The sequence below is a fragment of the Colwellia sp. Arc7-D genome, from assembly GCF_003061515.1.
Classification (GTDB): Bacteria; Pseudomonadota; Gammaproteobacteria; order Enterobacterales; family Alteromonadaceae; genus Cognaticolwellia.
This window is the reverse complement of sequence record NZ_CP028924.1, coordinates 972864-985953: the sequence shown is the minus strand read 5'-3', so window position 1 is coordinate 985953 and position 13090 is coordinate 972864. Positions and strand designations below refer to the sequence as shown.

Below are 13090 nucleotides of genomic sequence, written 5' to 3'. Positions count from 1 at the left end.
TACCTCTTATGAATAATTTTATATCAAGCCATGCAAATAGCATCAGCAAAATAGTCTTACTTGTATTTTTTACCCTGTTATTTATTTTGCCAGCATCAGCGCAAGCCAATGAAAACAGTCCTGCTAATTTAGAAATAAAATTAACATTAAAGCAGCAACAAGGTGAATACCATCCTCCTTATGTTGCCGCTTGGTTAGAAAACACCGAAAGAAAGCCGGTTAGAACACTCATACTTTGGCGCAAAGAACCTAAATGGCTGAAAGATATTCGCCGTTGGTGGCGCAATGTAGGCCGAAAAGATGCCGAACTCGTTGATGCAATAACCTCAGCAACACATGCTGCTGGAACATTTCCATTGTCGTTTAAGGCCACCGACGATCAACAACAAGCCCTGCCTGCAGGAGACTACACACTTTATATTGAAGCAGTACGAGAGAAAGGCGGCCGAGTATTACTCAAACAGACTTTTACGCTCGACAACAAAGCACAGCATTTTACCCTCAATGAAACCGCCGAAACTGGCAACATTACTTTTACTGTTACACCTTAGGAGCTCAAATGAACTTAACAAAATCACTATTATTTTTCTTGGCTGTTGCCATTAGTAGCCAAGCTAGCGCGCATTCACGTTGGTTATTACCTAGTCACTTTACGCTTTCGTCAGAGCAAGGTGCGTGGATCGCGATTGACGCTTCTGCTTCAAACGAAGTATTTAATGTTGATAAAGCATTGAGTATAGATAACATGAGTATTGTCATGCCGTCAGGTAAAATCACTCGTCCTTCATCAAGCTACAAAGCCCATAGAAAATCAGTAGCTGACTATTTTATTGAAGACAGCGGTACTTACAAAATAACCAATAACGCCAGTGCAAGTTACTTCTCTAGTTATAAAGTTGCTGATAAGCGCAAGCGTGCCCGTGCCAACAAAGCAGAATTGAAAGCCATGATCCCGGCTAATGCCACTGATTTACAAACAACTTACGGACTAACACGTGTAGAAACTTACATTACGATGAATAACCCTACTGAGAACTACCCTAGCGACGGCCAATTTCTAGAGTTATTACCAAAAACACATCCGGCAGAAATTGTAGAGAATGAACCAGCTACTTTTACTTTTACTTATCATGGTAAAGTGCAAGCCGGAGTTGAAGTTGAGATCGCTCCAGACGGTGCTCGTTACCGTAACGCACCTAACGTATTAAAATTAGCTACTGACGAAAATGGTGAAATTACTTTTACCCCAGCTCAAGCCGGTCGTTATTTATTGATTGCTGAATATGAACAAGACGCTAAAAACAAAACCTTAGCAGATAAAGAGCAAGGTGGCGTATTCCTTACTTTTGAAGCGCAACTCCAATAGCAATAATGTAAAAACTAGTCACTCACGTTAAACAAGTGAGCTAGCTTAAGTTTGAGTTGAAGTTGAGGCTACGTTAATTTGTAGCCTTTTTCATTTCATTTAGTAACCTTTATTACGAATATTAAGTACATTGCCTGCCTGAGCAAACCTATTATTTAAAACAATTAAACTTATCTGTAAAAATCGAGTCTACTGGTTTCTGTCATCCTAATTTAATACCAAACGGATTAAATGTTTTATCCTCATTCAATGAAGATAATGATTCAAGTTTAAGCCGTGTGATTGATTCTTACATGAGTATTGTAAGCTAAGGCAATGCATTGGCATATTGGCGAGCAATAGTGAGCAATAGCGAGCTAGTGCGCTTGAACACAATGCAAAAATTAAATTTATTGAGCATTCAAAGATGATCAATAAATTAGTCCGCTTGGTATAACTTACGTTAATATAGCGATGAGAAAAATTGAACCACCAATTACTGGAGCACCTTTTGCTTAAAAAATTAACGCTTTTATCTGCATCAATCATTACCTCTGGGCTTATGTCTTTAACATTAAACGCAGAGGTTAACGCCACTAGCACTAAATCTACACAAATTAGCTACAGTGCAAAAAGTACAGCTGACTATGCCGTAGCAACCTATCAGCAAGCTATGGTAGATAGTCTACGTGAGCTAGTAAAACATAATACCGTTGCTGAAGATGGCGTATCGATTGATGATAATCGTGCACATGTTGCTTTTAAAGCCGAGCTTAAAAAACAGGCACAAGCACTTGGTTTAGATTACCTAGATGACGGATACGTAGTCGTAATTGGCTTAGGCGATCAAAAAGAGCGCGTTGGCATTATTACTCATGGTGATGTTCAACCTGTTAACCCAAAAAAATGGCAAAAATCACCTTTTGAATTAGACACAACCACTGAGCCAGGGCGACTAATTGGTCGTGGTACAGAAGATGATAAAGGCCCAATCTCAACCGCTTTGTATGCAATGAAAGCAATTAAAGATAAAAAATTAACACTGAATAAGCGTATAGAACTATACGTTTATATGGCAGAAGAGTCAGATTGGGAGCCGTTAAAGGCTTATATTAAAACCCATGACTTGCCACAAACAAATATTACTATCGATGCTGAATACCCTGTAGTAACGGCAGAAAAAGGTTATGGCACAGTTAAACTTGTTTTCAATAAAAACGATAAACCAACTATTTCACCTTATGTTAGTGAGTTCAGCGGTGGTTTTTTTGGTAGTCAGATCCCTGAAGATGCTAGCGCAACTATCGAAAATGCCAATATTGTTTTACTGCAAAGACTAATGAGAAAAGCACGCAGCTACCAAGGTGTTAGTTTTGATCTAGAGTTAAAAGACAGCACGTTAACGATTAATGCATTAGGAAAATCAGCACATTCTTCAAAACCCGACGAAGGGGTAAATGCTATACCTTATTTGGCTGACTTATTATCGAGCACACGCTGGGAAAATAATGGTCCGGGTACTTTAGTAAACTTTATAAACGATAATATTGGTCTTGGATTAGAGGGCAAAAAGTTTGGTAATATTGCCTATCAAGATGATTTTATGGGCGCGATGACTTTTTCACCTACAGTAATTAAACAGCACGAAAATAATATTGAACTGAACATCAATCTACGTCGACCGCAAGGTAAAAGTAAACAGCAATTAAACGATGAAATTCATCAAGCAGTACAGAGCTGGAATAATAAATTTGATGCTGAGGTTATAGAGTTAGAGCATTACATTGGTGACCCCTTTGTACAAAAAGATGCACCGCATATTGATACATTATTAGCTGTATTTAGTCACTTTACAGGTATTAAAGATGCAAAGCCGATTGCTATTGGCGGCGGTACTAACTCGCGATTATTTCCTAACGCGGTGAGTTTTGGTCCTTCAATGCCGAACAATGAATATACCGGTCATTCTGAGCATGAGTTTATTACGATGGAACAATTTATTCTAAATTTAAAAATGTATACTGCGGCACTGGTTGAGCTAGCTCAGAAATAGTGAGCCGCTCGAAGCTGTCCACTTTTAATAAAGCAGTTGTGTACAGCTTCACCCTTGCGTTGTTTTTTAGCTCTATTAAGTTCGCTGCGTTATAAAAAGTTTAATACCTTGGTATTAAGTGCTTTTAAGCGATATTATTTAATAAAATTATTGATGTGTTTTTACTATGAAAAAAGTTTGTGTGGTTACCGGTGGTAGTTCAGGTATTGGCTTAAGTATTGTTAAGCTTTTTTTGGCGAAAAAATATCAAGTATTCAATCTAGATGTTACCCCATCTAACGTTGGCGATTTTTGTCATTGTGATATTACCGATGTTAATGCGGTTAAGCACATTATGGCTGATATTAGTAAACAAGGCCGAATCGACGTATTAGTATCTAACGCCGGCATACATTTTTCAGGCTCAATAGAAAACACCAGTGAAGCTGATTTAGAGCGGGTTTTTAATATTAACGTTAAAGGCGCTTATGCTGCGATAAAAGCGGTGTTACCTGTAATGAAAGTACAAAAAAATGGCGCTATTATTTTAATGTCGTCTGATCAAGCCCTTATTGCCAAGCATAACTCGTTTGCTTACAACATGAGCAAAGCCGCGTTAGCTTCAATGGCAAAAACTACTGCGCTCGATTACGCGCAATTTAATATACGCGCCAATGCCGTTTGCCCTGGCACAATAGAAACTCCACTTTATCATCAAGCCATTAACAACTATTGTGAAAAGTCTGGTGCGAATAAAGCTGAGGTACATGCTGAAGAAGCCGCTTTACAACCGCTAGGACGACTTGGACAAGCTGAAGAAGTAGCGGAGTTAGTCTACTTTTTAGCTTCAGATAACGCTAAGTTTATCACTGGCAGTATACAAGTTATTGATGGTGGCTATACTGCCCAGTAACGTGAGTAGCCGATAATAAACAATGAAAATAATCGACCCGCATTTACATTTATTTGATCTTAGCCAAGGAGAATATTCATGGCTGAAGCCCGAATGCCCACCATTCTGGTCAGATAAATCTTTAATTGCGAAAAATTTTTCTGAAAATGATCTCACTCTTTCCAAACCTTTAACACTTGCAGGCTTTGTTCATATTGAAGCGGGTTTTGATAATCAACAACCATGGCGTGAAATCGCTTGGTTAGAAAGCACCTGTAAAATACCCTTTCGCAGTATTGCACTGCTCGATATTACTTTGCCAAAAGCATTGTTTTTAACACAACTCGAATCACTAATGACCTATCAGAGTGTCGTTGGTGTTCGCTATATTTTAGATGACGATGCGTTAACTATTCTTAACAACAAAAATAGCGCAGTTAACTTAGCCATTTTAGCCGCCAAAAAGCTCAGTTTTGAATTACAAATGTCACTAGCAAACAATGCGGCTACCGAGCGTTTAATCACAATATTATCAAGTAATACAGATTTACAGGTTTGTATTAATCATGCAGGTTGGCCAACGCAGAATAATGCACAATCATTGTGCTGGTTACAAAACCTTAAGCGCTTAGCGAGTTTTGATAATGTTTTTGTTAAATGCTCTGGCTTTGAAATGGCAAACCGGCATTACTCAGCAAACTGGGCAGGTAAAATCATTCATCAATGTATCGAAAGCTTTGGTATTTATCGTGTCATGTTAGCGAGTAATTTTCCGCTAAGTTTATTCCATACAAGTTATGAAAATACTTGGAACTCTTACCTCAGTATAGGGAGTAATAACTTAGGTGAGAATGAGCCTGCGGATATAAAGCCTTTATATAGTAAAGAGCAATTAACACAATTATGTTTTAGTAATGCACAACGATTTTATCAATTTTAAAAAAATCCCTACAGATTGAAAAAATATATCTCGCAATAACGCCCTCTTTATCGCAAAATAATTCCTCATGAACTTATAATTAGGTAAAACCATTTCGTTTAACGCTTATGGATGCATTTGATAAAAAAATACTCAATATTTTACAGCATGACTGTACTGCTTCGGTTAGTGAAGTAGCAAATAAAGTAGGCCTGTCAACAACCCCTTGTTGGCGCCGCATACAGGCAATGGAAAAGTCTGGCATTATTAAAGGTCGTGTCGCCTTAGCAGATCCTGAACAACTGAATGTAGGATTAACGGTGTTTGTGACCATTAAAACTAATCAGCACAATCCAAACTGGCTAAATGAATTTAGAAAAGTAGCGATGGATTTTCCAGAAATTTTAGAATTTTATCGTATGAGTGGTGAAGTTGATTATCTACTGCGCGTTGTAGTACCAGATATGAAGGCTTACGATAGTTTTTATCAACGCTTAATTACTCGGGCAAGCTTTGCTGATATTAGTTCTAGCTTTGCGATGGAAGAAATAAAATACACCACCGCGCTACCCATTGATTATATTTAACTTAAACTTGAGTTAATAAACATGCTATTCAGCTGATAAAAATAGTTATCAGCTGAATCATTCACGCCACATTTTAAGCCAAAAATTAAAAAAGGTAGCCAAGCTACCTTTTTTAAAACACTAGCTTATTCAAAGCTTATCGCTAATTACTAAGCATATACTTCAAAGTTTTTACTTCAAAGCATTAACCGTAACATTCGGTGAGCGCTTTACAATTTCATCATTGAGCTCAATACCAATACCTGGGGTTTCTGATACTTCGAAAAAGCCATTTACCGGTTGTGGATCTTGTAAACACAATTCACGATTCCAATCTTTAATCGCATAAGTATGATGCTCATGAATTAAAAAGTTAGGAATAGCCGTTTCAAGGTGTAAAGATGCTGCTGTCGCTACGGGACCACCACAAACATGGGCTTGAATACGAATGTCGTAAACATCGGCATAATCACATACTTTTTTAGCTTCGGTGAAACCACCACACAAGCCAATATCAGGTTGTAACACGTCAATGCTTTGATCTTCAAAATAAGGGCGTACGTCCCAGCGGTGATACAAACGCTCGCCGCCAGCAATCGGGACATTAACATTATCAGAAACTTTTTTATGCACTGCTGAGTTTAAGTAGTTCACTGGCTCTTCGTAGAACATGCAACCAACTTCTTCCACAATTCGTCCCATTTGAATAGCAGATGCCGCGCCCATTAATGAATGAGATTCAAAAATAATGTCGACATCTTCGCCAACAGCATCACGAATAGCGCGTAAACGATTACCAAATAAGCGCATTTGTTTTGGAGTAAATAGCTTGGTTCGATCAAATGAAGAACTGCCATCATGGTTATAAACAATAGGATCAACCTTTACCGCATCATACCCTTGAGCGACAGCTTTTAATGCGGCTTCGGCATATTGCGCAGGTTCAATCAGTTTATTGATTTTTTCGTCCCAATCAAACTGTAATTGGCTAGCATAAGTGCGCAGTTTGCCATTGGTTTTTCCGCCTAATAATTGATAAACAGGTAAACCAAGTGCTTTACCTTTTATATCCCATAAAGCGGTGTCAATTGCACTCATTGCTGAATAAAGTACCGGTCCGCCACCTAAGCCCCAAAAGCTTTCTCGTAGCATACGCGACCATAATAATTCGGTATTAAAAGGGTTAAATCCGATCAATACGGCTTCACTAATTTCTTTGAGCATTGCAGCGGCTGCGCTATGTCCCCAGTCATAAGCTAGGCCAGCTTCACCAACCCCTGTTATGCCTTCATCGGTATGTACACGAATAAAAACCGGATTCCAACCTGGACGTTTAGGACATTCAATATCAAAAATTTCTACATGAGTTACTTTCATTACGCTCTCTTTATAAACTTTTAAAGGCTGTTTTCAAATAATAACCGAACGGTAAATATTGGTTATAGTGCGAAATTTGGATCTTCTTTATATACTCGACGCAACATAGCTGGCCACGCTTTTTGACCGCCTGTTAGTCCAGTATGAACAATATTTGCTTGTGCTTTAATACCATCAACAATACTTTGATCAACTAATAAAGGCTTCATTCCTGTTGACATAACTTGTACTTGAATTTGGCAAGCACGTATTAAGTCATACATATGCATAAAGGCATCTCCAATGGTTTTGCCCATTGTTAATGCGCCGTGATTACGCAACAACATAAAGTTTTTATCACCTAAATCTTTTTGAATTCTAAGCTTCTCTTCATCGTTAACCGCTAAACCTTCATAATCGTGATAACTTAACGAAGCAAGTGCGAACATTGAATATTGGCTAATCGGCAATAACCCTTCTTGCAAACTCGCAACAGCGACAGCTTCATTACTATGAACATGTAACGCACAAATATCGTCGTGACGTACTTCATGAATGGCACTATGAATGGTAAAACCTGCGGGGTTAAATTCAAACGGGCAATCGGCATCGACAATATTACCCTCCATATCAACCTTAACTAAGTTTGATGCGGTAATTTCATCAAACCTCAGTCCAAAAGCATTGATAAGCACATGTTCAGTATCTGGAATTCGCACAGAAACATGGGTGTAAATAAGATCATCCCAGCCATGCAGTGCAATCAAACGATAACATGCAGCTAAATCAACTCTCAGTTGCCACTCTTGCGCTGATACTTTATTTTTTAAATCGATTACTGGAAGTGTTAACATCAGCATTTACTACCTTTTATTTAAGATGACTTTAGGACTTCACGCTAAATACCTAAAGTACTCAGATAACTATGCGACAAACTTTATCCTATGACAGCATGGAGTGAAAGCACCAGATATTCTTTCATAGAACAAAATAGGTGAATTATGTGTGTTTTATTTATTGCTGTTGAACAGCACCCCGATTACCCGCTTATTATCTGTGCAAATCGGGATGAATTTCATCAACGTTTGACAAAAAAAATGCACTGGTGGACAGAGCAAAATATATTAGCAGGTCAAGACTTACAAGCAGGTGGCACTTGGCTAGGTTTAAGCCGTGATGGATATTTTTCAGCATTAACTAATTTTCGCAGACCCGATAGTTTTGATGCCACTAAACGGTCTCGCGGTGATTTAGTAATACAAGCACTCAAAAATGATATCAAACAAACCCAACAAGACCTTTTGATAAACGCGCATAAATATAACGACTTCAATCTTGTTTTTGGTCCATTGAATGATTTACAAGCCTTTGATAGCGTAAATCAACAGTTTGTTAAACTAGACAAGGGCTTTCACAGTGTTTGCAACGGTGCATTGGATGATGTTTGGCCGAAAATGGCTTTAGGTTTACAAGTGTTAGAAACTGCAATTACAAACCGTGATGTCGATATTGAAACACTGCTGTCGGTGTTAACGAATCAAACGACTGCTGAGCCAAGTACTTTGCCTAATACAGGCGTTAGCGCGATATTAGAGACATTGCTTAGCAGCATTTTTATTACCTCTCCTGAGTATGGAACTCGCTCTAGTGCCATTATTTTACAATCAACAACAGGTGAGCTTTGCGTGTATGAATATACTTACGATAAAACTGGAACAATACATACTCAAGATAACTTTAATTTTTCTCCAACAGTGAAGTAATTATGGCTAAGCTGCACATCGGCTAGGCCATCATTTGGCGAATGATCGCAGCGACAATCGCAATAAAGACTACTACCCACAGTATTTTCGAATATTTTTGCTGTTGCTCAGCTTCCATTGGTTTACCAAAACGTTGTCCTAATACCACCATTAAAGCAACCGAAGCGAATACACAAAATAAAATAATTAATAGCGTCATAAAAATATAATCCTGAAAGTTAAATCTGAAATAAATATAGGTTGGCTAAGTTGAAAATGCTGCAAATTTTAGTTTGCAGATTATTTATCATACCCAGATTTTCACATGCTGCAAATTTTTTCAACCAAACTCCATACCTGTGATCTGTTGTTGTGCAAATGCGCATAACTTTTTCTCTACATACTTTCTAGCTCACTTAGTTCATTTAACACTGATCTAACCCTTCCTCAAAAAATAGCGAATGGATGTTAGTCGCATGATATTGAACTAAGGGTTTATCTAACGTGCAACTTTAAAGTGCAATATTCAAATCTGTAGTCAAAAAATAATCAATGGAAGTAAAAATATGCACCGAAATCATCACATAGGTGATTTCGGTGCATGTTAATCAACAATTTTAACCAGATTTTACATCTGTGCTTTCATTTTAAAATTAATCATTTACCATATGAAACTCTATTCATTGCGAACAATATCTCCATGCCAAATACTGATAGTTTTACCGATAAACGTCGATTTATAATTCGTTTGGGCAAAGCCTTACATAAATTTGGCACACCGGCTTATAGATTAGAGGCGCATCTAACTGATGTATCAAATAGTCTCGGCGTTTTTGGCTCTTTTGTTATTACGCCAACCTCGATGACATTTGTATTATCTGAAGACGATGAAAATCAAGATTACAACCATATTCTTCGCGTAGCCCCTGGTGAACTCGACTTGGGATCATTAGCGCGTGCCGATGAATTAGTTGATGAACTTACCTCAGGTCAACGCTCGTTATCAGAAGCAATTGAACGTTTAGATGAAATAGCCAATAAACCTAATCCATACGGACGTTTTTTAACTTTCCTAGCTTTTGGCGCTTCAAGTGGCGCTTTCGCCATGCTAATGCACACCAGTTGGAATGACGTTTTTTGGTCATCTTTGCTCGGTTTAATTGTTTGTTTATTTACCTTTTGGGCTGAACGTTCTCGTCGTGTTACCGACATGTTAGAACCTATTGCCGCCATGACAACAGCTATATTAGCTACCGCTATTGCCTTAATTGACCCTAGTATCAATATTCCGTTAGTGGTGCTGTCGAGTATTATTGCTTTTATTCCCGGCTTATCTTTAACCTTGGCATTATCGGAACTCGCCGCGCGAAATTTAATATCAGGTACCGCAAGGTTGATGGATGCCTTAATGATATTATTCAAAATTTACTTTGGTGGTGTATTAGGTATCGCATTAGGTAAAATGATGTGGGGCGAAGTTGCCTTTATTCAGCCACCGAGCACACCAAATTGGACCTCTTGGGCTGCGGTTACGACTTTATCAATTAGCTTAGTTATTTTATTTAAGTGTCGAAAAAAGGATGCGCCTTGGGGTATTATTTCCGGCTATGTTGCCTTTGGTGCAAGCATTGTTGGTGCAGAATATTTAGGGGTTGCTCTTGGTGCTTTTGTAGGTGCTTTTGCCTTAGGCATTTATGGTAGTATATTTTCACGCATAATGAATTTACCTTCGAGTATTGTTAAATTAATGGGCCTTGTTGTGTTGGTACCAGGAAGTAAAGTGTATATTGGCCTAAGCAACGCGGTATCCGGACAAACAATGTTAAACGCGACGGATATTGGCTCACAAACATTCTTGATTTTCATGTCATTAGTCGCAGGACTAATTTTTGCAAATGTAGCATTTCCATCGAGAAAAATACTGTAATGAACAGCACTAAAACTAGGCGACTACATGTATGGTAACTAAAACAAAATACCACCATGGTGACTTACGAAAATCTCTAGTAATTACGGCTACTGAAATGGTGACAGAAGGTGGTATTGAAGGCTTGTCTTTTCGTAAGCTAGCCGAACGTATTGGTGTGTCGCGCACCGCGGCTTACCATCACTTCACCGATAAAAATGACTTGTTGTGTGCTATAGCCGAACAAGGTTTTGAGCAATGGCATCAGCGTGTAAGTGAAATTTTTTCTGAAGAAAATCTATCTAATGAACATAAATATCGCAACTTTGTTCATGCCTATATAGGTTTTGCTACAAGTAACCCATCGTTATACGAATTAATGTTTGGCCGTATTATTTGGAAAGAAAATAACAGTACTGAAACATTAAAAAAAATTGCCTATGCTAGCTTTAACTATCAGGTTGAAATGACCAAGTTATGGCAAGAGCAAGGTATTATGATACAAGATGAAAATTCGCTAAGATTAGCTCAAGTTACTTGGGCTACTTTACATGGTATAGCGCGCTTAGTTATTGATGGTATTTACGCGCAAGCAAGTCAAATTGATGAAATGTGCGAATGTGCTGTAAACGTTTTTCTTTCAAGTACCCATAAAACATAAACCACGCTGAAACGTAGTCACATAAAAAGGTAATTTATTTATGAAAACTGATGAAAATCAAACGAAGCTAGCCCAATTTGATGAGTTTTTCTCTATAAAATACACTTTTAATATCAACGCTAGTATTATCAGCAAAGCACAGTTACCTGATTATCAGCAATTTATAGCTAATATGCCGACGCCCTTTAAAATTGCATCAGAGGTTAACAACTTAGAACAAAGTGCCCTGCGCCCACTACAAGCTGTTGCGGGTGTTGCCAGCCAATTGATGGAATATCTAAATCATCAGTCAAAAAAAATGGACTTGTTAATCGGTTACATTCTTGGCCAGCAAGACGACGATAATGCGAGATTTGAAGCCATTAAATTTGGTGGTGGCGGTATTATATTTCAAACTGACGATTCTCAGCTATTTAATACCAGCGACTTTATTGAATTAAAGTTGTTTTTTCCTGAAGAAAATAGTGCTTTATATTGTGTTGGTGAAATTGTAGATACTGAGTTAGTTGATAGCATTAACCAGCATAAAGTGATTTTTCATCATATTCGCGAAGAAGATCGAGAAGCATTAGTTCGTAATAGCTTACATCAACAATCGAAACAGCTTCAAGCTTTAGCTCAACAGCGAAGCCAAGAAAAAAAACTTAAATAAAAGCTTATAAAAACCTAAATAAAACGTTAGAAATTAACTGATAATTACTACATTTCCCTTTCAACCGTTAAAAATAAATTAACGGTTTTATAGCTAATTCATGATTTTTAGTGATGACCACAAGGAAAATTTCCATCAATTTTTGCTTAAAAGCACTTCTACGTTTCAACTTTATCGTTTATCTCTGCAATTAAAATTCACAATCCATATATTACCCACAAGTAAAGCATCACAAAACAATAAATATAAAAACTTGATTATTAATGTTTTTTTCTAATTAAAGCATCCCATAGTTAATCACAAAATTTTTAGTTAGTTATTTATTTATTACGTTTTTATTCATGCTTTTTATTTGATAAAAAATTTTGATTAATAATCGCAAAATATTTCACTTTTCAATTATCAATTTTGGGAACATTATCTAATCGAAAATACAACAATGATGTTTTTATAAGGTAAAGAAATGAACATTGATACGTATGATGACACTGATATTGATGACGATTCAAATTTTGATACTGGTATTGCTGGTTTTGAAATTGCCTATGGTTCAACCAACAAAAAAGCAATTAGAAAAACCGCAAAACAAACTTACCGGGTCAGACAGCGATTAGATTCTTTAAACGAAAAAAGATTCCTAGATAGACAACTTAACTCATTAAGTGACTTTTGGGACATGTAATTAAATAAATATTCGTATCTTAATATTTAGGCTTAATAGCTTTAAATGATACGGATATTAATTATCGAGATTTATTATGAAAAAATTAATTTTAGCATTAGCTGTAATGGCATTAACGTCAACTGCGGCGTTTAGCCAAGATGAAGAGCCAGAGTTAATGGCAGCGTCGCCAGACTATATTATGAGCCTGTTTGAACAGTGCAAAAGTGATGCTGTAGAAGATGAAGTTAGCGAATCAGAAATGAATAGTTACTTATTAACTTGTATTAATGACGAGTTAGAAGCTAGCTACTACGAACTCATTAAAGTTCTACCTAAAGGTTAAGCTACTTATCTA

General features: G+C 37.3%; 15 protein-coding genes. 12 read left to right on the top strand and 3 right to left on the bottom strand.

Annotated elements, in window-relative coordinates; genetic code table 11:
- The first annotated feature begins 8 nt into the window (after window positions 1-8).
- The 6 genes from DBO93_RS04240 to DBO93_RS04215 all read left to right on the top strand — a co-directional run bounded on the left by DBO93_RS04240 (window position 9) and on the right by DBO93_RS04215 (window position 5775).
- Window positions 9-551: a DUF2271 domain-containing protein gene (locus DBO93_RS04240; RefSeq protein WP_108455215.1), complete on the top strand. Its 543-nt coding sequence runs from the start codon at window positions 9-11 to the stop codon at window positions 549-551.
- Window positions 552-559: 8 nt separating this feature from the next.
- Window positions 560-1366: a DUF4198 domain-containing protein gene (locus DBO93_RS04235; RefSeq protein ID WP_108455214.1), complete on the top strand. Its 807-nt coding sequence runs from the start codon at window positions 560-562 to the stop codon at window positions 1364-1366.
- A gap of 490 nt (window positions 1367-1856) precedes the next feature.
- Window positions 1857-3398 (top strand): dipeptidase, encoded by a 1542-nt coding sequence (locus DBO93_RS04230; protein WP_239059108.1) that lies wholly within the window; start codon window positions 1857-1859, stop codon window positions 3396-3398.
- A 166-nt stretch (window positions 3399-3564) separates the two neighbouring features.
- Window positions 3565-4290, top strand: a complete 726-nt coding sequence (locus DBO93_RS04225) for an SDR family oxidoreductase (protein WP_108455213.1) — start codon at window positions 3565-3567, stop codon at window positions 4288-4290.
- 22 nt (window positions 4291-4312) lie between these two features.
- Window positions 4313-5209 (top strand): amidohydrolase family protein, encoded by an 897-nt coding sequence (locus tag DBO93_RS04220; RefSeq protein WP_108455212.1) that lies wholly within the window; start codon window positions 4313-4315, stop codon window positions 5207-5209.
- A 107-nt stretch (window positions 5210-5316) separates the two neighbouring features.
- Window positions 5317-5775: an Lrp/AsnC family transcriptional regulator gene (locus tag DBO93_RS04215; protein ID WP_108455211.1), complete on the top strand. Its 459-nt coding sequence runs from the start codon at window positions 5317-5319 to the stop codon at window positions 5773-5775.
- A 171-nt stretch (window positions 5776-5946) separates the two neighbouring features.
- Here the strand turns inward: DBO93_RS04215 and DBO93_RS04210 are convergent, their stop codons facing one another.
- Window positions 5947-7131 carry a mandelate racemase/muconate lactonizing enzyme family protein gene (locus DBO93_RS04210; protein ID WP_108455210.1) on the bottom strand — a complete coding sequence of 395 codons (1185 nt, stop codon included), beginning with the start codon at window positions 7129-7131 and terminating at the stop codon, window positions 5947-5949.
- A 62-nt stretch (window positions 7132-7193) separates the two neighbouring features.
- Window positions 7194-7964, bottom strand: a complete 771-nt coding sequence (locus tag DBO93_RS04205; RefSeq protein ID WP_108457742.1) for a class II aldolase/adducin family protein — start codon at window positions 7962-7964, stop codon at window positions 7194-7196.
- A gap of 147 nt (window positions 7965-8111) precedes the next feature.
- Here DBO93_RS04205 and DBO93_RS04200 point away from each other — a divergent pair, with 147 nt between their 5' ends.
- Window positions 8112-8873 carry an NRDE family protein gene (locus DBO93_RS04200; protein ID WP_108455209.1) on the top strand — a complete coding sequence of 254 codons (762 nt, stop codon included), beginning with the start codon at window positions 8112-8114 and terminating at the stop codon, window positions 8871-8873.
- A gap of 22 nt (window positions 8874-8895) precedes the next feature.
- Here the strand turns inward: DBO93_RS04200 and DBO93_RS18680 are convergent, their stop codons facing one another.
- Window positions 8896-9072, bottom strand: a complete 177-nt coding sequence (locus tag DBO93_RS18680) for a hypothetical protein (RefSeq protein ID WP_162533723.1) — start codon at window positions 9070-9072, stop codon at window positions 8896-8898.
- A gap of 480 nt (window positions 9073-9552) precedes the next feature.
- Between DBO93_RS18680 and DBO93_RS04195 the strand changes: the two genes are divergently transcribed.
- The 5 genes from DBO93_RS04195 (at window position 9553) to DBO93_RS04175 (ending at window position 13078) form a co-directional block, all read left to right on the top strand.
- Window positions 9553-10779 carry a threonine/serine exporter family protein gene (locus tag DBO93_RS04195; protein ID WP_108457741.1) on the top strand — a complete coding sequence of 409 codons (1227 nt, stop codon included), beginning with the start codon at window positions 9553-9555 and terminating at the stop codon, window positions 10777-10779.
- Between the two features lie 31 nt (window positions 10780-10810).
- Entirely contained in the window at window positions 10811-11419 is a 609-nt protein-coding gene (locus DBO93_RS04190) for a TetR/AcrR family transcriptional regulator (protein ID WP_108455208.1), read from the top strand.
- 40 nt (window positions 11420-11459) lie between these two features.
- On the top strand, window positions 11460-12071 hold the full coding sequence (locus DBO93_RS04185; RefSeq protein ID WP_108455207.1) for a PilZ domain-containing protein: 612 nt from the start codon (window positions 11460-11462) through the stop codon (window positions 12069-12071).
- 463 nt (window positions 12072-12534) lie between these two features.
- Window positions 12535-12753, top strand: a complete 219-nt coding sequence (locus tag DBO93_RS04180; protein ID WP_108455206.1) for a hypothetical protein — start codon at window positions 12535-12537, stop codon at window positions 12751-12753.
- Window positions 12754-12829: 76 nt separating this feature from the next.
- On the top strand, window positions 12830-13078 hold the full coding sequence (locus DBO93_RS04175; protein WP_108455205.1) for a hypothetical protein: 249 nt from the start codon (window positions 12830-12832) through the stop codon (window positions 13076-13078).
- Window positions 13079-13090 lie beyond the last annotated feature (12 nt).

Bases quoted from the DNA above. Each gene is read 5' to 3' on its own strand.
- DBO93_RS04175 (WP_108455205.1), top strand. From the start codon at position 12,830: ATGAAAAAATTAATTTTAGCATTAGCTGTAATGGCATTAACGTCAACT.
- DBO93_RS04240 (WP_108455215.1), top strand. From the start codon at position 9: ATGAATAATTTTATATCAAGCCATGCAAATAGCATCAGCAAAATAGTC.
- DBO93_RS04210 (WP_108455210.1), bottom strand. From the start codon at position 7,131: ATGAAAGTAACTCATGTAGAAATTTTTGATATTGAATGTCCTAAACGT.
- DBO93_RS04235 (WP_108455214.1), top strand. From the start codon at position 560: ATGAACTTAACAAAATCACTATTATTTTTCTTGGCTGTTGCCATTAGT.
- DBO93_RS04190 (WP_108455208.1), top strand. From the start codon at position 10,811: ATGGTAACTAAAACAAAATACCACCATGGTGACTTACGAAAATCTCTA.
- DBO93_RS04205 (WP_108457742.1), bottom strand. From the start codon at position 7,964: ATGTTAACACTTCCAGTAATCGATTTAAAAAATAAAGTATCAGCGCAA.
- DBO93_RS04225 (WP_108455213.1), top strand. From the start codon at position 3,565: ATGAAAAAAGTTTGTGTGGTTACCGGTGGTAGTTCAGGTATTGGCTTA.
- DBO93_RS04185 (WP_108455207.1), top strand. From the start codon at position 11,460: ATGAAAACTGATGAAAATCAAACGAAGCTAGCCCAATTTGATGAGTTT.
- DBO93_RS04195 (WP_108457741.1), top strand. From the start codon at position 9,553: ATGCCAAATACTGATAGTTTTACCGATAAACGTCGATTTATAATTCGT.
- DBO93_RS18680 (WP_162533723.1), bottom strand. From the start codon at position 9,072: ATGACGCTATTAATTATTTTATTTTGTGTATTCGCTTCGGTTGCTTTA.
- DBO93_RS04215 (WP_108455211.1), top strand. From the start codon at position 5,317: ATGGATGCATTTGATAAAAAAATACTCAATATTTTACAGCATGACTGT.
- DBO93_RS04180 (WP_108455206.1), top strand. From the start codon at position 12,535: ATGAACATTGATACGTATGATGACACTGATATTGATGACGATTCAAAT.
- DBO93_RS04200 (WP_108455209.1), top strand. From the start codon at position 8,112: ATGTGTGTTTTATTTATTGCTGTTGAACAGCACCCCGATTACCCGCTT.
- DBO93_RS04220 (WP_108455212.1), top strand. From the start codon at position 4,313: ATGAAAATAATCGACCCGCATTTACATTTATTTGATCTTAGCCAAGGA.